Annotated in this window: 18 protein-coding genes; 7 read left to right on the forward strand and 11 right to left on the reverse strand. The window is 60.2% G+C overall.

All coding sequences use genetic code 11. The annotated features are described in order from the left end of the window. Positions 1-136: 136 nt before the first annotated feature. From pflB to BSP75_RS09610, 4 genes are all read right to left on the reverse strand, one after another. Entirely contained in the window at positions 137-2,419 is a 2,283-nt protein-coding gene (pflB, locus tag BSP75_RS09595) for a formate C-acetyltransferase (RefSeq protein ID WP_042062283.1), read from the reverse strand. 46 nt (positions 2,420-2,465) lie between these two features. Continuing rightward, a complete protein-coding gene (gene focA, locus BSP75_RS09600) occupies positions 2,466-3,314 on the reverse strand; it encodes a formate transporter FocA (protein WP_042062281.1) in 849 nt (282 codons plus the stop codon). Between the two features lie 381 nt (positions 3,315-3,695). Beyond that, positions 3,696-5,456 (reverse strand): 30S ribosomal protein S12 methylthiotransferase accessory factor YcaO, encoded by a 1,761-nt coding sequence (ycaO, locus tag BSP75_RS09605; RefSeq protein WP_075112996.1) that lies wholly within the window; start codon positions 5,454-5,456, stop codon positions 3,696-3,698. Between the two features lie 193 nt (positions 5,457-5,649). Then, complete coding sequence (locus tag BSP75_RS09610; protein ID WP_075112997.1) at positions 5,650-7,083, reverse strand: glycoside hydrolase family 1 protein; 1,434 nt, start codon at positions 7,081-7,083, stop codon at positions 5,650-5,652. Positions 7,084-7,250: 167 nt separating this feature from the next. Between BSP75_RS09610 and BSP75_RS09615 the strand changes: the two genes are divergently transcribed. After that, on the forward strand, positions 7,251-8,114 hold the full coding sequence (locus tag BSP75_RS09615) for a LysR family transcriptional regulator (RefSeq protein WP_075112998.1): 864 nt from the start codon (positions 7,251-7,253) through the stop codon (positions 8,112-8,114). 36 nt (positions 8,115-8,150) lie between these two features. On the opposite strand, the gene BSP75_RS09620 is transcribed toward BSP75_RS09615, so the two are convergent. Together BSP75_RS09620 and metE are read right to left on the reverse strand one after the other, a co-directional pair. After that, positions 8,151-8,900 carry a transporter substrate-binding domain-containing protein gene (locus BSP75_RS09620; RefSeq protein WP_075112999.1) on the reverse strand — a complete coding sequence of 250 codons (750 nt, stop codon included), beginning with the start codon at positions 8,898-8,900 and terminating at the stop codon, positions 8,151-8,153. Between the two features lie 162 nt (positions 8,901-9,062). After that, a complete protein-coding gene (metE, locus tag BSP75_RS09625) occupies positions 9,063-11,327 on the reverse strand; it encodes a 5-methyltetrahydropteroyltriglutamate--homocysteine S-methyltransferase (protein WP_075113000.1) in 2,265 nt (754 codons plus the stop codon). 322 nt (positions 11,328-11,649) lie between these two features. Here metE and BSP75_RS09630 point away from each other — a divergent pair, with 322 nt between their 5' ends. Continuing rightward, positions 11,650-12,573 carry a LysR substrate-binding domain-containing protein gene (locus BSP75_RS09630; protein ID WP_075113001.1) on the forward strand — a complete coding sequence of 308 codons (924 nt, stop codon included), beginning with the start codon at positions 11,650-11,652 and terminating at the stop codon, positions 12,571-12,573. Between the two features lie 83 nt (positions 12,574-12,656). Continuing rightward, positions 12,657-13,559: a LysR family transcriptional regulator gene (locus BSP75_RS09635; protein WP_075113002.1), complete on the forward strand. Its 903-nt coding sequence runs from the start codon at positions 12,657-12,659 to the stop codon at positions 13,557-13,559. A gap of 63 nt (positions 13,560-13,622) precedes the next feature. Here BSP75_RS09635 and BSP75_RS09640 read toward each other — a convergent pair whose 3' ends face one another. After that, on the reverse strand, positions 13,623-14,513 hold the full coding sequence (locus tag BSP75_RS09640) for a LysR family transcriptional regulator (protein WP_075113003.1): 891 nt from the start codon (positions 14,511-14,513) through the stop codon (positions 13,623-13,625). A 101-nt stretch (positions 14,514-14,614) separates the two neighbouring features. Between BSP75_RS09640 and BSP75_RS09645 the strand changes: the two genes are divergently transcribed. From BSP75_RS09645 to BSP75_RS09655, 3 genes are all read left to right on the forward strand, one after another. Further along, positions 14,615-15,253, forward strand: coding sequence for an NAD(P)-dependent oxidoreductase (locus tag BSP75_RS09645; protein WP_075113004.1), 639 nt, complete (start codon positions 14,615-14,617; stop codon positions 15,251-15,253). A gap of 440 nt (positions 15,254-15,693) precedes the next feature. Next, positions 15,694-16,737, forward strand: a complete 1,044-nt coding sequence (locus BSP75_RS09650) for a 2-oxoglutarate and iron-dependent oxygenase domain-containing protein (RefSeq protein WP_075113005.1) — start codon at positions 15,694-15,696, stop codon at positions 16,735-16,737. 139 nt (positions 16,738-16,876) lie between these two features. Next, the gene (locus tag BSP75_RS09655) at positions 16,877-18,040 is read left to right on the forward strand and encodes a PLP-dependent aspartate aminotransferase family protein (RefSeq protein ID WP_075113006.1); all 1,164 of its coding nucleotides are present in this window, start codon (positions 16,877-16,879) and stop codon (positions 18,038-18,040) included. Between the two features lie 117 nt (positions 18,041-18,157). On the opposite strand, the gene BSP75_RS09660 is transcribed toward BSP75_RS09655, so the two are convergent. The 3 genes from BSP75_RS09660 to BSP75_RS09670 form a co-directional block, all read right to left on the reverse strand. Then, complete coding sequence (locus BSP75_RS09660; protein ID WP_058051626.1) at positions 18,158-19,822, reverse strand: AMP-binding protein; 1,665 nt, start codon at positions 19,820-19,822, stop codon at positions 18,158-18,160. A gap of 97 nt (positions 19,823-19,919) precedes the next feature. Next, positions 19,920-20,198, reverse strand: a complete 279-nt coding sequence (locus tag BSP75_RS09665) for a YfcL family protein (protein ID WP_042062259.1) — start codon at positions 20,196-20,198, stop codon at positions 19,920-19,922. 99 nt (positions 20,199-20,297) lie between these two features. Then, complete coding sequence (locus BSP75_RS09670; RefSeq protein WP_075113007.1) at positions 20,298-21,413, reverse strand: ATP-NAD kinase family protein; 1,116 nt, start codon at positions 21,411-21,413, stop codon at positions 20,298-20,300. A 120-nt stretch (positions 21,414-21,533) separates the two neighbouring features. Here BSP75_RS09670 and BSP75_RS09675 point away from each other — a divergent pair, with 120 nt between their 5' ends. Beyond that, complete coding sequence (locus tag BSP75_RS09675; RefSeq protein WP_005352619.1) at positions 21,534-22,271, forward strand: TerC family protein; 738 nt, start codon at positions 21,534-21,536, stop codon at positions 22,269-22,271. A gap of 96 nt (positions 22,272-22,367) precedes the next feature. Here BSP75_RS09675 and BSP75_RS09680 read toward each other — a convergent pair whose 3' ends face one another. Continuing rightward, positions 22,368-22,856, reverse strand: coding sequence for an OmpA family protein (locus BSP75_RS09680; RefSeq protein ID WP_042657590.1), 489 nt, complete (start codon positions 22,854-22,856; stop codon positions 22,368-22,370). Positions 22,857-22,883 lie beyond the last annotated feature (27 nt).

Raw genomic sequence — 22,883 nt, forward strand, 5'->3', positions numbered from 1 at the left:
ACCTGATGAAACGCGTGGTTATACCTATTGTTATCCCGAATTTCAAGGTTGGCATTGTCCACGGAGTTCTTTAGCAATAAAACCAGACATAAAAAAACCGGCGCCTTGGCGCCGGTTTTTGCTCACTGCGTCTCGATTACAGAGAAGCGGTGAAGGTACGGGTGATGACGTCTTGCTGTTGCTCTTTGGTCAAAGAGTTGAAGCGAACGGCATAACCGGATACGCGGATGGTCAACTGCGGATATTTCTCCGGGTTTTCCATGGCGTCCAGCAGCATTTCACGGTTCATCACGTTCACGTTCAGGTGCTGACCACCTTCCAGGTTGGACTCGTGATGGAAGTAACCGTCCATCAGGCCAGCCAGGTTGGCTTTCTGGGCTTCCATATCTTTACCCAGTGCGTTCGGAACGATGGAGAAGGTATAGGAGATACCATCTTTAGCGTAAGCGAACGGCAGCTTGGCGACGGAAGTCAGGGAAGCAACTGCACCCTTCTGGTCACGACCGTGCATCGGGTTGGCACCCGGGCCGAACGGAGCACCTGAACGGCGGCCATCCGGAGTGTTACCGGTCTTCTTGCCATATACCACGTTAGAGGTGATGGTCAGAACAGACTGGGTAGCAACAGCACCACGGTAGGTGTTCAGCTTCTGAATTTTCTTCATGAAGCGCTCAACCAGATCACAGGCGATGTCATCGACGCGAGCGTCGTTGTTACCGAACTGCGGGTATTCACCGTCGATTTCGAAGTCGATGGCAACGCCATCTTCGTCACGAACCGGCTTGACCTTGGCGTACTTGATAGCAGACAGGGAGTCAGCGGCTACGGACAGACCCGCGATACCACACGCCATGGTGCGATATACGTCACGGTCGTGCAGCGCCATCAGAGAGGCTTCGTAGCTGTACTTGTCGTGCATGTAGTGGATGATGTTCAGTGCAGCAACGTACTGCTTGGCCAGCCAATCCATGAAGCTATCCAGACGAGACATGACATCGTCATAGTCCAGGAACTCGGAGGTCACCTTGTCAGTTTTAGGACCGACCTGGATCTTGAGCTTCTCGTCGATACCGCCGTTGATTGCATACAGCATGGTCTTGGCCAGGTTGGCACGAGCACCGAAGAACTGCATCTGCTTACCAATCACCATCGGGGACACACAGCAAGCGATGGCGTAGTCATCGTTGTTGAAGTCCGGACGCATCAGGTCATCGTTCTCGTACTGTACAGAAGAGGTCTCGATGGATACCTTGGCGCAGTACTTCTTGAAACCGACCGGCAGCTTCTCGGACCACAGGATGGTCAGGTTCGGCTCAGGGGACGGGCCCATGGTGTACAGGGTGTTCAGCATACGGAAGCTGTTCTTGGTGACCAGGGTACGGCCATCAACGCCCATACCGGCCAGAGTCTCGGTCGCCCACATCGGGTCGCCGGAGAACAGTGAATCGTATTCCGGGGTACGCAGGAAGCGAACCATACGCAGCTTCATGACCATGTGGTCCATCAGCTCCTGGGCTTCTTGCTCGGTGATCAGGCCTTTCTTCAGGTCACGCTCGATGTACACGTCCAGGAAGCTGGAGGTACGACCGAAGGACATGGCGGCACCGTTCTGGGACTTGACTGCCGCCAGGTAGGCGAAGTAGGTCCACTGTACGGCTTCTTTGGCGTTCTTGGCTGGTACGGAGATATCGCAACCGTACTTGGCAGCCATCACCTTCATCTGTGCCAGGGCACGGTGCTGCTCGGAGATCTCTTCGCGCAGACGGATGGTGGCTTCCAGGTTTACACCGTTTTCCAGGTCAGCTTGCAGGGACTTGAACTGGGCCAGTTTGTCGGCCATCAGGAAGTCGATACCGTACAGAGCGACACGACGGTAGTCACCGATGATACGGCCACGGCCGTAGGCATCCGGCAGACCGGTGATAACACCAGACTTGCGGCAGTTCAGGATGTCTTTGGTGTAAACGTCAAACACGCCCTGGTTGTGAGTCTTGCGGTACTCGGTGAAGATCTTCTCGACCATCGGGTCCAGTTGACGACCGTACACTTCGCAAGAAGTCTTGACCATCTTGATACCGCCGTTGGCGATGATGGCGCGCTTCAGCGGCTTGTCAGTCTGCAGACCAACGATCTGCTCCAGGCTCTGATCGATATAACCGGCATCGTGTGCGGTAATGGTGGAGGGCAGGTCAGTATCAAAATCGACCGGCGCATGAGTGCGGTTCTCGATTTTGATCCCTTCCATGACCTTGTCCCACAGCTTGGTGGTTGCTTCGGTCGCGCCAGCCAGGAAGGACTCGTCACCTTCATACGGGGTGTAGTTCTTCTGGATGAAGTCACGGGTGTTGACAGAGGTCTGCCATTCACCGGCCGCGAAGCCTTCCCATGCTTTTTGGAACTGTTCGTTAAGTTCTGCCATTTTTCATTACCTCACACGGTATTGATGTAGTATCCCGAAATCATCCTTAATGATGACGACGGAAGATAAACCAGTAAGTCAGACCAACCATCACGCCACCACCGATGATATTGCCGATGGTAACAGGGATGAGGTTGTGTAGGACGAAGTTGGATACGGTCAGGTCAGCAAAGGTTGCCGGATCCTGGCCGATGGCCTGCCAAAATTCCGGACTAGCCACGCTGTGGATAGCGATACCAACCGGAATCATAAACATGTTTGCGATGCTGTGCTCGAAACCTGCTGCAACGAACATGGCAACCGGCAGCAGCATGACCACTACCTTGTCAGTCGCGCTGCGGGCACCGAAGGCCATCCAGGCAGCAAGACACACCATCAGGTTACAGAGGATACCCAGCGCCACCGCTTCGAAGAAGGTGTGGTGAATTTTGTGTTGGGCCACTTTCAGGGCATTGAGGCCCCACTGACCATCCGCCGCGGTGTATTCCGCCGACATGATGATGAGGCCAACCATCAGCAGACCACCGATCAGGTTACCGAAGTAAACCAGACCCCAGTTCTTGAGCAGTTGTGCCCAGCTGATGCGATTGGCGGCCTTGGCCACCAGCGTCAGGGTGGTGGAGGTGAACAGCTCGGCACCGAGCAGCACACACAGAATAAGACCGAGGGAGAAACAGAGACCACCAACCAGCTTGGCCATGCCCCAGGACATAGAGCCGGAACCGGTCGTGACTGTGATGTAGAAGATAAACGCGATGGCGATGAAAGCGCCTGCGGTGATGGCCAGTGGAATGACCTTGTATGCCGGCTTGGTAGCCTTGGCATAGGTGATGTCTTCAGCCAGTGCAGCGATGGCTTCGGGCTTGAGACAATCGAATGGGGATTCAGCTTTCAATTATTTTCTACCTGAATGTTTTGCCTGTTGAAATCATAACAAAGGCCCAAATGGCCAAAATTGACATTGATCAAGTTTATCAGACTGCGAATGTAATTTTACTACAAATATTTTAGTGCAACGGCTGCGCCAGTTTACACCAGGTTTCAGCTGAAACAGAAATGCCACGTTTTTAATACAATGATTTTAAAGAATTTATTGGCATGCACGTAAAGCAGGTATTGGCAAGATATCTTTGCAGTCCGGTTGCACATCCCCTGCCCTGTCATCAACCCCATTAGGGGTATTTTTTGTTTTTTATTTCATCTTTGAATAACAAACCCGTGCCTTGCCGCACGATAAACAGAAGGGGCCACACGGCCCCTTCCTTTACAGCAACGATCACGCCCAGTGATGGGCTCGCTTGGCTTTTTGCAGCTTCTCGTAGGCCGCCAGCAGCTTCTGGTGCAGCGGGAACTGGGAGAGCGACAGGTCGGCCGCCTCCAGCCCGTGGAAGCGCGCTTCGCCGCTGGCGTTGGCCCATGCCTGGGCCAGGGTCTCTTCGCCATACATGCGGGTGAAGACGGCGCGATACTGCTCCGGATCCCGCTCCTCGTCGAGGAACAACTCGACGCAGGCGCGCAGGGCGCGGTAGTAGCTGGCTCGCTCGGCAGTGAACACCGACTGGTTGAACTCCATGGTCCAGTCGATGAGATCCATCGCCGTCTCCAGCTCACCGGCGGCCAGCGCCAGCATGGCTTTGAGCTCGCCAACGCGCAGGGTGTGCAGCGCTGTGCCCTTGGCGGCGGCGATGCCCAGCAGCTCGCGGACACGGGTACGCTCATCGTGCCCCTCTTCATCCAGTTGATCAAACAACGCCATGTACTGCTCGGCATCCCACTCCAGTGATGGCAGCGCCAGGATCACTTCACGCAGGTTGGCGCCCATATTGTTGTTGGCCAGCAGCAGATCTTCGGCCGGATAGATGTCGGACATGCCCGGTACCAGAATGCGGCAAGCATAGACCCCCAGATGCTCGTAGTCGGCGATATAGACCGGCTGCTCCAGCTCGTGGAAGATGCCGATCAGGTGATCGAACTCCTCCTGCGAGGTGCCACGAAAATCCCAGTCGGCAAACTCGAAGTCCGCATCCTGCTTGAACAGATCCCAGCTGATAAGGCCCGAGGAGTCGATGAAGTGGGTCTCGAGGTTGTGGTGATCCGCTACCTGCTCGTTGTCGAATGACGGCGGAACGAACACGTCGAGATCCTTGAGACCACGGCCCTGCAGCAGCTCGGTGACGGTACGCTCGAAGGCCACTTCGAAGCGCGGATGGGCACCGAAGGAGGCAAAGCAGGTGCCATTGCTCGGGTTGAGCAGCACCACGCAGATGACCGGATAGCGGCCACCCAGAGAGGCATCGAAGCTGTAAATGGGGAATCCTTCAGCTTCCAGCGCGGCGATGGAGGCGGCGATCCCCGGATAACGGGCAATCACCTCGTCCGGGATCAGCGGCAGGCTCAGGGCTTCGGCGATGATCCTGTTCTTCACGTGGCGCTCGAACACTTCGGAGAGCGCCTGGGTGCGCGCTTCGGTGTGGGTGTTACCGGCGCTCATGCCGTTGGAGACATAGAGGTTGCCGATGATGTTCATCGGGATATAGACGGTCTGGTGGTCAGACTGGCGCTCGAACGGCAGCGCGACGATACCGCGCTCCTCGTTGTTTGACTGCAGATCCACCAGCATGTCGGCTGTCACTTCGCCGTCCGGGTTGTAGAACTTGCGGGTGAAGCTGTCGAGCAGACCGGCCGGGAACTGGTCACCCTCGATGGGGAACCACTTCTCGTTCGGGTAGTGAACGAAATCACCGTTGGCAACCTGCTCGCCCAGATAGAAGTCGGCGAAGAAGTAGTTGGTGGAGAGACGCTCGAAATATTCGCCAAGGGCGGAGGCGAGTGCTGCCTTCTTGCTGGCACCCTTGCCGTTGGTGAAGCAGAGGGCGCACTCCTTGTCCCGAATATGCACCGACCAGACGTTCGGCACGGGATTGAGCCAGGAGGCCTCTTCGATATCAAACCCCAAGGCTTGCAGCTTGGTCTGGAAGCGTTCAATGGAGTCTTCCAGCGCCGCGTCCTTGCCGGGAATAAACGTGTGGTCAGTCATCACAATATCCTGATTTTTATTGGCTCATGTTCGGCCGCAGATAATAGCAGGGGTCGGCGGCTTTGGCAGGACAAAAATCAGCAAACAGGGATGAGTCGCACGGTGAGAAACCGGCTTGTCCCCTCTCCCCCGCCACAAACAGAGCGGGCCCGGGGGTTACCCGGGCCCGCTGGTTACGCGACGCGAGAAACCGTCAGAGCTGCTTGCCCTGGCTGGCGATCACCTGGCTGTACCAGTGGAAGCTCGCTTTCTTGATCCGGCGAAGGGAGCCCCCCTGCTCGTCACGCTCCACATAGACGAAGCCGTAACGCTTCTGATAGCCATTGAGCCAGCTCAGGATGTCGGTGAACGACCAGGCGCAGTAGCCGAGCAGCTCGACGCCATCCTGCATCGCCTCCTGGCACGCCTTGACGTGGCTGCGCAGATAATCGATGCGGTACTCATCGTTCACCTTGTCGCCCGCCTCCAGCTTGTCGAACTCGCCGAGGCCGTTCTCGGTGATCATCAGCGGCAGACCATAGCGGGAAGAGAGGCGACGCAGGGCGATACGCATCCCGGTCGGATCGATGGCCCAGTCCCAGTTGCTAGTCTCCAGGTGCGGGTTGGGCGCCGTCTTGTAAAGACCCGGAATGCCGCTCGATGGCGTGGTGCCCTTCTTGCCGGTGGTGTTGATCCGCTGCAGGGTCTGACCGCCCAAGGGGTTATCGGTATAGGTCAGGGTGTAGTAGTAGTTGACGCCGATGTAGTCGGGCGTCCCCTCGCGCAGCAGCTCCAAATCGCCCGGCAGGATCTCCGGCGCCTCGCCGTTTTCCCGCAAGTAAGCGAGCGCCGCCTGGGGATAACGGCCAAAGCAGTAGGCATCCAGCCACCAGAGGTTGTTGAACTCCTCGGCGTTCTCATAGGCCAGCATATCTTTCGGGTCGCACGACGCCGGATAGGCAGGGGAATAGGCAAAGCTCGGGCCAATGAGGCCGTTCGGCACGTGCTGGCGAAACGCCTTGATCACCCGGGCGTTGGCCAGAAATGCGATATGGTTGGCGGCGAAGAAGCGCTTGCGATCCTGCACTGCGGGCGGATGGGTGCCGAGCTGATAGGCGTTGGTCAGGTTGTAGTTCTGCTCGTTGAGCGACACCCAGTATTTCACCTTGCCGGCAAAGCGCTGATAGAGGGTCACGCAGTAGCGCTCGAAATCGGCGATGATCCGTCGATCTTCCCAGCCGCCGTATTCATCTTGCAGCGCCTGCGGCAGATCCCAGTGATAAAGGGTCAGTACCGGCTCTATCTGATGCGCCAGCAGGGTATCGATGAGTTTCTCGTAGAAGGCAAGACCCGCCTCGTTCACCTCCCCCCGACCGGTGGGGTAGATGCGCGGCCAGCTCACCGAGAAACGGTAGGCCTTGAGCCCCATCTCGGCCATCAGCGCCACGTCCTCTTCCATACGGTGGTAGTGATCCACCGCCACATCGCCGTTGCTCCCCTCAAAGGTCTTGCCCGGCAGCTTGGTGAAGAGATCCCACACCGAGGGCCCCTTGCCATCGGCATTCCAGCCCCCCTCCACCTGATAGGCGGCGGAGGCTGCGCCCCACAGAAAATCGCTCGGGAAGTCGTTGAACTTGTGGTGATGCATCTGGTGTTGCTCCTTCTGCGCTGATGGTGTCAGCCATCTCTGATAACTTAGCTCCCCCAAGTTGGGGCGCCCGAAATGAATTGGCATCAGCATCCAACACTTCTAAAATTCCGTCCAATGACAAATATGACCACTCAACATTCCCAACAGGAATAAAAGGAGCCCTGATGGAGCTACGGGATCTGAAAGCCTTCGTCACTCTGGGGGAGGTATTGCACTTTGGCCAGGCGGCGGTGCGCCAGCATGTTACCCAGTCGGCCCTGAGCAAACAGATAAGGCGGCTGGAGGAGGAGCTGGGCGGCGAGCTGTTCGAGCGCAACGCCAGCAGCACTCGCCTGACCGGACTGGGCAGGGCACTGTATGAGGATGCCCGCGCGGTGGTCATCCAGAGCGAGCAGCTCTCGCGCACCGCCCGCGACGTGCTGGCGGGCAACGTCGGCACCCTGCGCATCGGCTTTGGCGTGGCCACCAAGATCCTGGTGCCCGCCGCCATCGCCCGCTTTCGTGCCGAGCGACCGCAGGTGACCATAGAGCTCAACGATCTCTCCACCCACCACCAGCTACTGGCGCTCAGTGAAGGCAAGCTGGATCTGGGTTTTTGCCGCCTGCCCGCCCCCAAGGGGTGGCACGCCCTGCCGGTGGTCGAAGCCCACTTTGTCGCCGTGCTGCCCGCCAGCTACCGCGATGTGAGGGAATTGGCCGATCTGGTGGACAAGCCGCTGGCGATCCTGCGCCGGGACAAGGCGCCATCGTTTTACGATCATCTGATGAACTATCTGGCCCAGAGCGGGCTGCGCTTTCGTGATATCCAGTACGTCAACGACTTCGCCGCCGGGGTCGCCACCGCAGCCGCGGAGATCGCCTGGACCCTGGTCCCCTCCTCCACCACTATAGAGCACCCGGATGTGCTCACCCTGCCCCTGAGAGATGGCGAAGCCTGCTGGACCATAGGGCTTATTCGTCCACCCCACAGCAAGGGGCCCTTGATCGACGCCTTCTGGGCAACCATCGTCGATATGACGCCGAACTAGACACATCGCTAACAAACAGCAGATGGCAGCTGCGCATCAACGATAGCGCGCTTCGATCCACGCCAACTCACCACTTTGCCGTAGCTGTTGCAGGGCCCGGTTGAACTCGGTTATCCGGGTATTAAAACGGGAATGTTTGCCGATGCAGAGGTTGAACGGAGTCGAGGCGAGCCGCAGTGGCACCTCGACCACCAGCCCGGACAACCCCAGCTGGTTGAGTTTGAAGCGTGCGACCAGTGGATCGGTCACCATCAGATCGCCCCGACCCGCCGCCAGCATTTTAAAGACGTTATCGACGTTGATGGTGTGATGAACGGTAAAGCCGGCCAGATTCTCCTTGCCCCAGCCGTTGCCCAGATAGTCGAGAAAGGTGAACGTCTTGAGGTCGCCCAAGCCTCTGGCTCGCTGAAATTCCGCCATCCGGGGGTGACCAAGCTGAGTAAATATCGTCATGATCGTCGATGTGACTGGCTCATCCACCATCAGGGTATAAGTGCGCCGCTCCAGTGTGGCGACAGTCACGAAGCCATCTGCCTGCGCCATCAGCACCATTTTTTGCGCCCGTTGCCACGGATAGCCTTCGTGGCGCACCCGCAGCCCCATCTGCCCTGCCACCCGATCCATCACATCGATCATCAGTCCGCGCATCTTGCCCTGCTCGTCACGCCACGAATATGGAGCAAAGTCGTCAAAATAAGCCATTTTCAACTCGGGAGCTGGCGCTGCCAAGGCACTCTGCCACATCAACAACCCCCACAGGATTGCGCTCCCCAGACTGACTCTCATGGCCGCGACTCCATCCACCTCTGTCCACTCTGAGCCTAGTGCAAAGCAGGCTGCGGCAAGGTTCAGGATCCAGTGGAAAAAGAGAGGGGAAGCAGTAGCTTCCCCTCTCTCGTTCGTTTGTCAGCACGCCACCTTATCGATGGCGGTCACGGCTTGCGCAGATTACGCCAGCTCGGCCCGCAGCGCCTTGGTGGCATTGACCATCACCTTGAGCGCGGCCTCCGTCTCTTCCCAGCCGCGGGTCTTGAGGCCGCAATCCGGATTGACCCACAGCCGCTCGGCCGGGATCTGTTTGGCCGCCTTGCGCAGCAACCCCTCAATCCAGCTCTGACTCGGCACGTTCGGTGAGTGAATGTCATAGACACCCGGGCCAATCTCGTTGGGGTAGTTGAAGCGCTCGAACGCTTCGAGCAACTGCATCTGGCTGCGGCTGGTCTCGATGGTGATCACGTCCGCATCCAGCGCCGCCACCGCCTCGATGATGAGGTTGAAGTCGCTGTAGCACATGTGGGTATGGATCTGGGTGCTGTCCGCCACTGGGCTGGCGCTAAGACGGAAGGCGCGCACCGCCCAGTCGAGATAAGCCTGATGATCCTGTTTGCGCAGCGGCAGCCCTTCGCGGATCGCCGGTTCGTCGATCTGGATGATCTTGATGCCAGCGGCTTCCAAGTCAGCCACCTCGTCGCGAATGGCTAGGCCAATCTGCAGGGCGGACTGCTCGCGGCTCACGTCTTCGCGCGGGAAGGACCAGCAGAGGATGGTCACCGGGCCCGTCAGCATCCCCTTCACCGGCTTGTCGGTCAGGCTCTGGGCAAACTGGGTCCACGCCAGCGTCATGGGGGTCGGGCGGTCGATATCGCGGGTGATCACCGGCGGCTTGACACAGCGGGAGCCATAGCTCTGTACCCAACCGAAGCGGGTGATGGCAAAGCCGTCCAGCAGCTCACCGAAATACTCCACCATATCGTTGCGCTCGGCCTCGCCATGCACCAGCACGTCCAGCCCGATCGCCTCCTGACGTTCGATGGCATCGCGGATCTCCGCCTTAATGCCCGCCTCGTAGGCGCTGTCGTCGATGCGACCGGCGCGCCAATCCTGACGCAATACCCGGATCTGCGAGGTCTGCGGGAAGGACCCGATGGTGGTGGTGGGCAGCAGCGGCAGTTTGAGATCCGAGCGCTGCAGCTCGGCCCTGACCGGATAGGGGCTATGGCGATCAAAATCGCTGTTGGTAAGGCTGGCCAGACGGGATTGCACCGCACGCTTGTGGACGCGGCTGTCGGACTCCCGATCGACGATGGGCTGGCTGTAGGCGGTGATCTTGTCGAGCTCGCCGCCATCCAGATACTCTCTGAGCAGCCCCAGCTCGAAACATTTTTGCAAGGCGAAGGCGAACCAGCTGCGGGTCTGGGGATCCAGATCCAGTTCGAGGGTCAAATCCACCGGACTGTGCAGCAGGGAGCAGGAGGAGGCCACCCAGAGCCGCTCGCCGAGTTTGGCTTTCAGCGCCTTCAGGGTCGGCGCCAGCTTGGCCAGATTGGCGCGCCAGACGTTGCGGCCGTTGATCACCCCGGCGGAGATGACCCACTGGGCGGGCAGATGCGGCACCAGGGTCTCCAGCTGTTCGGGGGCGGCCACCAGATCCAGATGCAGGCCATCCACTTTCAGGCTGGTGATGATGTCGCGCTGATGAGCCACCGAGCCGAAATAGGTGGTGAGCAGCAGCTTGCAGGGGCCCGCGAGGCGCTCGTAGGCGTTGAGATAGGCCAGCCGCCACTCGTCCGGCAAGTCCAGCGTCAGCGCAGGTTCGTCGATCTGTACCCACTCCACTCCTTGCGCGGCCAGTTTCGCCAGGATCTCCTGATAGACAATCAGCAGGCGATCGAGCAGTTCAAGGCGAGAGAAGCCGCTCTCTTTCTCCTTGCCAAGCCAGAGGTAGGAGACCGGCCCCAGCAGCACTGCCTTGACCGGCAGCCCCAGCGCTTTGGCCTCTTCCACCTCGTCAAACAGCTGGCTCCAGCCCAACTTGAAGCGCTGGTCGCGGCTGAACTCCGGCACCAGATAGTGGTAGTTGGTGTTGAACCATTTGGTCATCTCGGCAGCGGCGGCAGCTGGGCCAGTCGGCGCACGACCACGGGCCACCCGGAACAGGGTGTCGAGATCGGTCTCGCCATGACGGTGACGGGCAGGCACCGCATCCACCAGCAGGCTGGTGCCGAGCACCTGATCGTACCAGGCAAAATCCCCCACCGGCAGCAGATTGACCCCGGCAGCATATTGGGCCTGCCAGTGGCGCTCACGCAGCGTCTTGCCCACGGCAACGAGTTCGGCCTGAGTGGTCTCGCCACGCCAGTAGGATTCGAGGGCAAATTTCAGCTCGCGCTTGGCGCCGATACGGGGGAAGCCCAGGGTGTGTGCGCGTGTCATAGGTTCATTTCCTTATGCTCATTCATCTGATGGGAAACTGGATGATTTAGCCATCCAGATGTTTACACATCCAAAATGACAAGATAAGGTGACGCTGGCTATTGAATCCTCTTCAACTGGCTCTCAAATAATCCTCAACTGACCGCCGGTAAGGTTCACCGCGAGGATACAGAGGCCCGTTTTTACAAGAGTTAAGAAGCGCAGGTGCAAGAAGCACAGGAGTAAGAAGGCAGGATCAAGGCGCGCAGGAGGCTAACAGCAAAGCCATGCCATCGCTGCCAGCAACATCAGCACCATACGCAATCTCACAAGGAGCCATCTTATGGCAGTGCCAAGCAATTCAGGGATAGAGATCAAACACTTGAAAACAATGACCGCGCTGGCCGAGCAGGGCTCGCTGGCCGGTGCGGCGCTGACCCTCAACCTCACCCAGTCCGCTCTCTCCCACCAGCTCAAAGAGCTGGAGACCCGCCTCAATCTGGAGCTCTACCTGCGCAAAAGCCGCCCGCTGGTGCTGACCGCGGCAGGTAGCCAGCTGCTCGCCCTCGCCCGTCAGGTGTTGCCCGCCCTGGCCCAGACCGAGAAGCAGTTGCAGGCCCTGCAGAGCGGCGATGCGGGCAGGCTGCATCTGGCGCTCGATTGCCACAGCTGCATTCAGTGGCTGCTGCCACTGTTGCCCGAGTTTCGCCGCCAGTGGCCGGGGGTGGATCTGGAGGTGGAGTCGGTACCGGGCTTTGATGCCATCAATGCCCTGCTCGGCGGCCAGCTCGACCTGCTGCTCACCTCGGACGTGCAGGCCCGCGGCGATCTTCATTTCGAGCCGCTGTTTGCCTTTGATCTGACTCTGGTGATGGCGCCGGATCACCCCCTCTGCCACCAGAGCCGTATCGAGCCAGGCGATCTGGGGCCGGAGGTGCTGCTGGTCTATCCGGTGGAGCGCAGCCGCATGGATATCTTCAGCCGCTTTTTGCAACCCGCCGGGGTGGAGCCCGCCCGCTGCAAGCCGGTGGACAACACCTCGGTGATGCTGCAGATGGCCGCCGCTGGCCTTGGCGTCGCCGCCCTGCCACGCTGGGCCAGCGACGAGTTTGTCAGACAGGGGATGCTCTGCGCCCGCCCCCTTGGTAGCGGTATTCGTCGCCATATGTACGGCGCGGTGCGGGCCGCCGATCGGGATCAAGCCTGCCTGCAGAGCCTGTTCGCACGCATTCGCGGCAAGATGGGGGATGGTTGGAGCGAGGAATAAATCACAGGAGTGGCAGGCAATGCTGGCCTGACAAGGGGCAGATCAGTATCCTGATACTTTAATTTTGCTTAACGGTAGCCGCCATGTCTCAAGTCGATCTCAATCTCTTTCGCGTCCTTGATGCCGTGATCCGCTATGGCGGCGTCACCACGGCGGCCGAGATGATGGAGATGACCCCCTCCGCCATCAGTCAGGCCATCAGCCGTCTGACTGCACTGGTGGGCGAGCCGCTGTTTGTGCGACAGGGGCGCGGCATTACCCCCACGGCGCGGGCGCTGAGCCTGCACCACGAGATCATGGTGCCGCTGCACGACATGGAGCGCAGCCTGCAACGCACCGATCTCTTTGACCCCCATACCAGCCGACGCACCTTCCGCATCGCGGGAGTGCCCGATATCGACATCTTCTTCCTGCCCGAACTCAACCACCTGCTGCAGACCCAGGCCCCCAACTGCCAGCTGGAGTGGAATACCCAGGTGCAGGACGAAGCCCTGCGCCAGAACAGCCTCTATCTGCACAGCGTGGATCTGGTGCTGGCGACCAAGCCGATGGCAGAGCAGGGGATCGAAAACGAGCAGATCATGTCGCAAGCCCTGCGCATCGCCTGCCGAAAGGATCACCCGAGGATCCGCCAGGCCCCCGACATGACCGCCTTCTTCAACGAGAAACATGTGGTGTTGCAGGCCAGACGGCTCGACAACCTGCTGCTCAACACCCTGACCAAGGCGCCGCTGCCCCCGCGCCAGATCGCCTACGAGAGCGACTCCCTGCTCACGGCCCTTCATCTGGTGAGTCGTACCGACTGGCTCTGCGTCGCCAGCCAGTGGCACATGGACATGCTGGGCCATACCCTGGACCTGGCCAGCTACCCCCTCCCCTGGCTCTCGGAGGATTGCCCGGTCTACATGAGCTGGCACAAGAGTTCCAATCAGGATGCGGGACTGAACTGGCTCAAGCAGCAGGTGCGAACCGTCTGCTCGATTTAAGCCGACTTAACGGTGAGCAACAGCCAGCACGGATCCTCGTCCTGACGGCGGCCCAACTGGCCCTCAGACCGACAGCGTCGTGCCGAAATAGCTGCGCAGCGCCTCCACCACCCGCCGCACCTTCTCCGGGATCTCCCGCTGCGGCGTGATGGCGTGGATCTCCATCGACGCGACCCGAAAACCGGGCAGCAGTTCGAGCAGACGCCCATGCGCCAGATCCTCACTGATTTCGCCTTCCGGCTGCAGCGAGATCCCCTGCCCCGCCAGTGCAAACTGGCGCAGGGGCAACACGTTGTTGCAGAGCACCTTGGGCTTGAACCTCACCCTGTGTTCCCCCCCTTTTTCATCCAGCAGCAGCAAGCCGCTGCCCAGCATCTCGCCACATAGCCAATCGTGGGTCGCCAGATCGGTGGGGGTGCGCGGCGTTCCCTTGCGCGTCAGATAGGCGGGCGCGGCGCACAGCAGCATCCGGGTCTGGCCCAGCTTGCGGGCCACCAGGGTCGAGTCAGGCAAGCTGCCAACCCGCAGCGCCACATCGATCCGCTCGGCAATCAGATCCCGTTTCTCGTCGTCGGCGATGATCTGGATGGTGAGGCCGGGGTGGGCCTGCAACAGCGGCGAGAGCGCCAGTGCCAGCGGCTGGCCCGCCATGCCCACCGGCGCGGTGATCCGCACTTCACCGAGCAGAGTATCGCGCACCTCCGAGAGGCGCAGCTCGGTCTCGCTCAGGGTCTGCTGCAACACCCGGCACCCTTGCCACACCACCTCCCCCGCCTCGGTCAGACTGAGCCGTCGGGTAGAGCGATGGAGCAGGGTCAGCCCGAGCAGGTTCTCCAGCTGGCTGATATGCTGACTGACAGCAGAGGGGGTCATGCCGAGAGATTTGGCCGCCCCGGTCATGCTGCCCGCCTCCACCACGGCGGCGAAGATGGCGTAACGTCTGAGCTGTTCCATTATTAAATCCAGCTTATAAGTGAATGCATTTTTGCGGTGATTATTAAATCACATCCGGGGGAGTAGGATAGCCCCATTCCAACAGTGAAGGAGAGTTTCCCATGAAGATTGCCCTGATCGGTGCCAGCGGTTTTGTCGGTTCAGCCATCCTGAACGAGGCCGTCAGCCGCGGCCATCACGTCACCGCCATCGTCCGCGATGTCAGCAAGGTGGCCGCCCATCCGCAGGTCACTGCCGTGGCGGTGGATGCCCAGAACCCTCAGGCGCTGGCCGAGGTGCTCAAGGGGCATGATCGGGTGATCAGCGCCTACAACCCGGGCTGGAGTGCGCCGGATATCTACGACCAGTACCTCAAAGGGGCCAGCGCCATTGTCGAGGCGACCAAAGCCATCAATGGCTGGTTGCTGGTGGTCGGTGGTGCCGGCAGTCTGGAGGTTGCTCCCGGCGTACAACTGGTGGATACCCCGGAATTCCCGACCGAATGGCAACAGGGGGCCCTGGCCGCCCGTGACGGTCTTACCGCCCTGCGCCGTGAAACCGCCCTCGACTGGCGCTTTGTCTCTCCCCCGGTGTTCCTGGAACCGGGCGAGAAACGCGGCGGCTATCGCCTCGGTGGTGATCAGGTACTGTTCAGTGGCGAACAACCTGCCGGGATCACGGTTGGCGATCTGGCCGATGGCGTGCTGAACGAGGCGGAAAAACCGGCTCATCTGCGCCAACGCTTTACCCTGGGTTACTGAGAACCACGGGTGATTCAGGCCAGATATTCGCTGTCACTCCCCCGTTACCCCGGTCAGGTGAAAAACCGCTCAACCACAAGGGAGGCATCAGCCTCCCTTCTCTATTTGGGCATTTTCTGTGTTGGTCATGTTGCAGCCGATGCTTCTGACTGCCCCCTCCTCCCCATATCATTCCCCTTCCCCCCTCAACGGCTGCGCAATAAACAGCCACCCCATCAAGTACCGAATTCCATTTCGAATTTTGTATATAACTAAGAATAATTTGTTGTTTCCGTCTTATAACACCGAACAGTAGCATCACCCTCATTCCAGATGGCGCCATACAGCAAACACATACCGCCGTGCTGTCGTGCCACCCGTTTGCCGCTCATCAGGCCTGCCAACAGCGGAGGCAGTGCAAGAGATGGCGCCAGAGATAACGAAAGAGTGAGGAGGTGTACATGGAACAGTCATCACTGCCGATCATCGATCTGGCGGCCCTCAAGGGGGCACCCAACCTGCGTCGCACTATGCTGGCCAAGTTGGCTGCGGCCGCCCGTGACGTGGGCTTTTTCTATCTAGTCGGCCACGGCCTGAGCGAAGTTGAGCAGCGGGAAACTCTGGCGCTGGCAGAGCGTTTCTTTGCTCTGCCGGAGCAGGAGAAGCTGGCGGTGCAGATGGTCAACAGCCCCCACTTTCGCGGCTACAACCGGGTCGGTGCCGAGCTGACCCGCCAGCAGCCTGACCTGCGGGAGCAGTTCGATATCATGAACGAGGCGCAGGCCCTACCTGCGGCGCAGATCCGTGAACCCTGGCAGCGGCTGATCGGCCCCAACCAGTGGCCGACCGCCTTGCCCGAGATGAAATTTCACCTGCTGGCGTGGCAGGAGCGGCTGAGCGATATCACTCTCACCCTGCTCGCCGCCTTCGCCGAGGTGCTGGAACAGCCGGTCGGGGTGTTTGACGACAGCATTCGTGGCGCCCCCTACCAGCACATGAAGCTCATTCACTACCCGGGACAAGAGGCGGGCGGCAGCAGTCAGGGGGTCGGCGCCCACAAGGATCCCGGTTACCTGACCCTGGTGATGCAGGACCATCACTCAGGGCTGGAGGTCGAGACGGCCGACGGCTGGATCTCGGCGCCCCCCCTGCCGGGAGCGCTGGTGGTCAATATCGGCGAGCTGCTGGAGCTTGCCTCCAACGGTTATCTCAAGGCGACCCTGCATCGGGTGGTGAGTCCGCCGCCCGGGGTATCGCGCCTCTCCTGCGCCTTCTTTATGGCGGCGCGGCTCGATGCCACCGTGCCACTGCTCACCCTCTCCCCCGAGCTGGCGGCGCAGGCGCAAGGGCCGGAGAGTGACCCGACCAACCCGCTCTTCTATCAGGTAGGAGAAAACGTACTCAAGGGGCGGCTGCGCTCCCACCCGGATGTGGCGGCGCGTCACTATGGGCCGGTGGAACCCGCTCGCCTCCCGCGCACTGAAAGCGAAGCGATACCGGCCTAAGCAGCGCAGAGATCCGCTGGCGGGTATATGCATAAGCCACAAGCCGCATGCACATACCCGCGCTGACAACAAACAACAAGCAACGAACTACAAAACACAACCAGTCATGGCCAGAGCGTGGCCAGAACGGAGTAATACGATGAAATTCAAGACCATGAGCGTACACAGCGGCCAGCGGATCGACCCACAGACCGGCGCCCTCACCACCCCGCTCTACCAGAGCAGCACCTTCAGCTACTTCAACGCCCAGGCAGGCAAGGAGCGTTTCGCAGGTCAGGCACCGGGCTTTATCTACAGCCGCTTTGGCAACCCCACTACCGCCGAGCTGGAGCAGAAACTGGCGGCGCTCGAAGGTGCCGATGAAGCGCTGGTAGTCGCGAGCGGCATGGCGGCGGTCAGCGCCATCATGTATGCGCTGGCCGACAGCGGTGATGAGGTGGCCTATATCGGCCCGCTCTATGGCGGCACCGATGCGTTTCTCAAGCAGACCTTCAGCCGTGCCGGCATCAAGGTCACTGCCTACGCAAGCGATCAGGATCTGCTGGCTAACATCCGCCCCGCCACCAAGGTGGTACTGTTCGAAACCCTGACCAACCCCACCCTCAAGGTGGTGGACCCACGGTTGGTGGTAGAGGCAGCCCGCAAGGTGGGGGCCATCACGGTGTGTGACAACACCTTCCTCACCCCCTATCTGCTGCGCCCGCTCGAGCTTGGCATCGACATCGTGATGCACAGCGGCACCAAGTATCTGGGCGGCCACGGCGACATCATTGCCGGGGTGGTAGCGGGCTCCCACGCGCTGATGAAGTCCATCCGCACCGTGGCCCTCAAGCATATCGGCTCCCCCATCGGCCCGCAGGAGGCCTACCTGCTGCAGCGCGGGGTCAAGACCCTGCCCCTGCGGATGGATGCCCACCTGCACAATGCGCAGAAGGTGGCCGAGTTTCTGGCGGCCCATCCGGCGGTGAAGAAGGTGATCTACCCGGGGCTTGCCAGCCACCCGGGTCACGACGCCCTCGGCGCCTTCGCCAGCGGCTTTGGTGGCATGGTGAGTATTGAACTTGAAGGAGGCTTTGCCCGCTGCGCCACCCTGCTCGACAACCTGCAGCTGTTCGTGCAGGCGGTGAGCCTCGGCGATCTCGAGAGCCTCGCTTGCCATCCGGCCAGCACCACCCACGCCGCCATGGACGAGGCGAGCCGCCTCGCCGCCGGGGTCAATGACGATCTGATCCGCTTCAGCATCGGGGTGGAAGATGCCGACGATCTGATCGCCGATCTGGCCGCCGCGCTGGCGCTGATCTAGCCAGCGGCGCCTTTGCGGCAACCTTCAACACCGGGGTTCGTCACCAAGCCCCAAACAGAACAACGGCCCATCAAGGGCCGTTGTTGTCTGATATCGCGATGTCGAGAACAGAGGGATTTACTCCTCCCACACCACCACTTGCGATGAAGGCCAGCGATCCCCGACATGGGCATACTTTTGCTCCAGCAGGTGACGCTTGATCTTCATGGTGGGGGTCAGCACGCCGTTTTCGATATTCCAGGGGCTCTTCACCACCAGAATGCCGCGAATTTTGGCATGGGATTCCAGCTGATCGTTGACCCGTACCCGCGCCGCTTCCAGTCTGGCGTTGATCTCGTCCCGATTGCCCTTCATGGCGCTTTCGGCCAGCTGCACCAGCGCAATGGGCTGGGGCATGCCATAACCGATTACGCAGAGCTGCTCGATGATGGGCTCCTGCCCCAGCAACCCTTCGATGGGCACCGGTGCCACATACTTGCCCTTGGCGGTCTTGAACACATCCTTCATCCGGCCGGTGATGGTGAGGTAACCCTCCCGGTCCAGCTTGCCCATGTCGCCGGTATGGAGCCAGCCCTCGGCATCGATGGCCTCGGCGCTGTGCTCGGGATCCTTGTAGTAACCCAGCATCATCCCTTCGCAGCGGCAGAGGATTTCCCCCTCGTCGGAGATCTTGATGGTCACCCCGAGCCCCGCCTTGCCGACGGTGCCAATCTTGTCGGCACGGAACGGGTAGTTGATGGTGGAGTAGGCGTGGTTCTCGGTCATGCCCCAGGCTTCCGTTACCTTGAGGCCGATGCTCAGATACCACTGCAGCAGCGCAGGGGAGACCGGCGCCGAGCCGCAGCCGAGTACCCGGGCCTGATCCAGCCCCAGCCCCTTTTGCAGCTTGCGTTTGATAAGGCCGGAGATGAGCGGGATCTTGAGCAGCAACTCCAGTTTCTTCTGGGGCAGCTTCTCGTGGATCTTGATGCGGAACATGGCCCACAGCCGCGGCACCGAGATAAAGACGGTGGGACGGCAGCGTTTGACGTCTTCGATAAAGGTGTCGAGGGATTCGGGGAAGGCGATTTCGGCGCAACCATAGAGGCTGCCGCCGTAGACATAGACACGCTCGGTAATGTGGGCCAGCGGCAGGTAGGAAAAGCCGCGATCATTGGCGCACAACCCCACCGTTTCCACCAGCTTCTCGCACGACCAGGCGTAGCGCTCGACGCTCAGCATGGCCCCTTTCGGCTTGCCGGTACTGCCGGAGGTGTAGACCAGACTCAGCAGGGAGTCAGGGGCCTGCACCGGGCTGTCAGCAATGGGCTCGTGCGCTTCCAGCAGGTCGTCCCACTGGTGGCTGGCTGGCATGGTGTCGTAGGGGAAGGCGATGCGCAACAGGTCGGCGGGCACCCCAGCCTCCTGACTCTTCCAGTCATCCAGCTTGCCGACGAAGATCGCCTTGGCCTCGCTGTGGCGCAGCACATATTCGATGGTATCGACGTTGGCCGTCGGGTAGATGGGCACGCTCACATACTGCCCCATCTGCATCGCCAGATCGGCGATAAACCACTGGGCGCAGTTCTTGGAGAGCAGCGCCACCTTGTCACCGGCCACCAGCCCGAGGTGACGCAAGGCCGTCACCATCCGCCGCGCTTCATCGGCCACTTCACCCCAGGTGAAGTCGACATATTCGCGGTTGATGGTTTGACGCAGGTAGGTTCGATCAGGACACTGCCGCTCCCAGTGATAGAGCATCTCGAGCGGCAGTTTATTGGCAATGCGTGAGGAGGAGGCCATAGTTTAATCCCTGAAACAAAAGGCGAAACTTATTATTAACCTTTCACTAACCTCAGGGAAGAATAAACTCAAACTTCTGTTTGAACTGTGTATCCGATCAAGCTTCTGCCTGTTGTTGCAAACGAATCCACATTGCCTGCACCAGTTTTTCATCCTCTTCGGAGAGCTCACCTTGCAAAATGGCCTCGTTGAGGCTGCGCAACACATAGCTCTTGACGTCCCGCACCAGGGTCTTGCCTTCCAGCTCGGCCCGGGCAACCGCCAATGAGATATGACCTCGCAGGTAACCCCCCGCAAACAGCTCATCGTCGGTTGCGGTGGCAACCATGCTGTCGATCAGTCCCAACAACTTGTGCTCAAAATCGTGAATCGTCATGTAACGCAGCCTCATTTGCGGCAAAAAATTCGGGGGTATGGAACCGCAATCCGGTTGATTGCGGCTCTCTGGCGCCAGGCCAGCAGCATCCCTGGCGTCCTATTCCGGGTTGGCCACCGGGTAGATGACCTGATCCTTGTATCCCGTGGTTATTCGCAGATAACCACGCAACGCCCGGTTTAATTCGGGATCATCGGTGTCCACCAGCAGCGGCCTGCCCGCGAGCGCGGCAAGCTTGGCCTTGGTTGCCAGCACCTGGATATTCTCCAGCCCGACACACCGAATCACCTCTGGACTCAATTGCTGATTTCCGCGCCCGAACAGATGTCCCTGTCCGCCGATCAGGGTAATGATCAGTCGGCAGCGACGGCCGCGGATCCGGGTCAGGATCTCGGCGGCGCTGAGATCCTGCCCGATAAGTCGGCCATTTTCCACCAGATCCACACCGAGCAAGGTATTTTCCAGACCCAGCTCGGCCATGCAGGCCGCCACCGTGCTGCCGGAGCCCATCAGATAGAGGGTGTCGGGCTCCATCTGCTCCACCACACCGGCTGCGAGATCCGCCAGCACCAGCTCTTCGGACTCCTTGCCCCCCTGTTTAACCGCCTGCACATAACGCAGATCGCCGGGCACCTTCAGCTGACCGTAGTGGCGAGCCCGCACCTTGCCCTCCCGAAATGCCTCCTCGTCGATGTCGCGCACCTCGGCATCGATCAGGCTGAGCAGTTCACCGGCGATCATCCGCGCCACCACCCGCCCGCTGGCGGCGGGCGTCACCCCGTAGACGCCGGAGTGGATCTTGCACCCCGCCGGAATGCCGAGCACATGACAAGACTCCCCCACCGCGGCGCAGATATCGCGCGCCGTGCCATCACCACCGGCAAACAGCAGCAGATCGACCCCGGCTTCGCGCATCAGCTCGGCGGCGTGGCGGGTGTCATCGGCCGAGGTGCTCTCTCCGACCGGTTGATAGATGACCCGACAGGGCAATCCCAGCTCGCGGGCCACCGCCTCCCCCATCTCTCCCGCCACCGTCAGCAGCTCGAACGGTGCCGTCAACTCGCACAGTGGCAACAAGGCTTGCCGCGCCCGCTCCTGCGCTTTGGGCACCGCGCCTCGGGCCAGCGCCTCGGCCACCACCCCGTCACTGCCCTTGAGCCCCACTGCGCCGCCAATCCCGGCGACCGGATTGATGATGAACCCTAATCGAAACATGCCTGCCTCCCTTGCCATGGCCACCATTTTTATCTTTTCCCCCCTCAGGGACAAGCGCTGGCGCCCCTGCTAGAATGCGCTGCTTCAATTTTCCAACCAATTTTCAACCAAGGTTCAATCATGCTGGAATGGGTTCTTGATCCCTCTGCCTGGGTCGCACTCGCCACCCTTACCCTGCTCGAGATCGTGCTGGGTATCGACAACATCATCTTTATCTCCATCCTGGTGGGTCGCCTGCCGGAGGCGCAGCGTCAGAAAGCGCGCATTCTGGGTCTGGGGCTCGCCATGGGTACCCGGATCCTGCTGCTGCTCTCGCTCGCCTGGGTGATGCGCCTCACCGATCCGCTGTTCACCGTGCTGGGTGAGGCCATCTCCGGCCGCGACCTGATCCTGCTGCTGGGGGGCCTGTTCCTCATTGGCAAGAGTGCCCATGAGATCCACGTCACCCTGGAAGGGGCAGCCGAGCCGGAGAGTGTCAGCAAAGCGGCCTCGGGCTTTATCAGCACCCTGATCCAGATCGCCATTCTGGACATAGTGTTCAGCCTCGACTCGGTGATCACCGCGGTCGGCATGGCCGATCACGTGCCGGTGATGGTGCTGGCCATCATGATCGCCGTCTTCATCATGATGTTCGCCGCCAAATCCATCGGTGATTTCGTCGATGCCCACCCCACCATCAAGATGCTGGCCCTCTCCTTCCTCACGTTGGTGGGCTTCGCCCTGATGGCCGAGGGGATGGATCTGCACATTCCGAAGGGTTACATCTACTTCGCCATGGCCTTCTCGCTGGTGGTGGAGATGATCAACATCCGCCTGCGCAGCCATCACGACAATAACGGGCAAAACAGCGCGCAGTGATCTCGCGCAGTATGCCCCCGCGACCCCAGCTGTCGCGATCAAAAAGAGCGCCGGTCGGGCGCTCTTTTTTATGGGTAACAAAACGATAAGAAGGGGTTATTGATCGCTGATGACGATGGCGACCCGGCGGTTGGCGGCCCGCCCCTCTCTGGTCTTGTTATCCGCCAGCGGCATGGTCTCGCCACGGCCATGGATCTCCAAATTGGCAGGCTTCATGCCGACCGAGACCAGCACATCGGCCACCGACTGGGCCCGCTTCAGGGAGAGTTGCTGGTTGTAGCTGCTCTCGCCGGTATTGTCGGTGTGACCATCCACCCGCGCCTTGTCCAGTCCTACACCCAGCAGGGTCTTGCCCAGCTTTTCCACGGATTGGCGAGTCTGGGGATTGAGCGCCCCCACGTTGTTGGCAAACAGCACCCGGTTAGCCAGATCCAGCGTCCACCCCTCATCGGTCAGATAAAAGCCCTGCTCCTTGAGCACGGCAATCTGCTCCGCGGTCAACCCCTTGGGCGCGCTCTGGCAACCGGCCAGCAGCGACAACATCAACCCCAGCAGGGTGACTTTCAACAGGTGGGTGATCTTCATGGTTTGCTCCTCTCTTTTTCTATGTTG

This window comes from Aeromonas sp. YN13HZO-058 (assembly GCF_001921245.1).
Taxonomy (GTDB): Bacteria; Pseudomonadota; Gammaproteobacteria; order Enterobacterales; family Aeromonadaceae; genus Aeromonas; species Aeromonas allosaccharophila.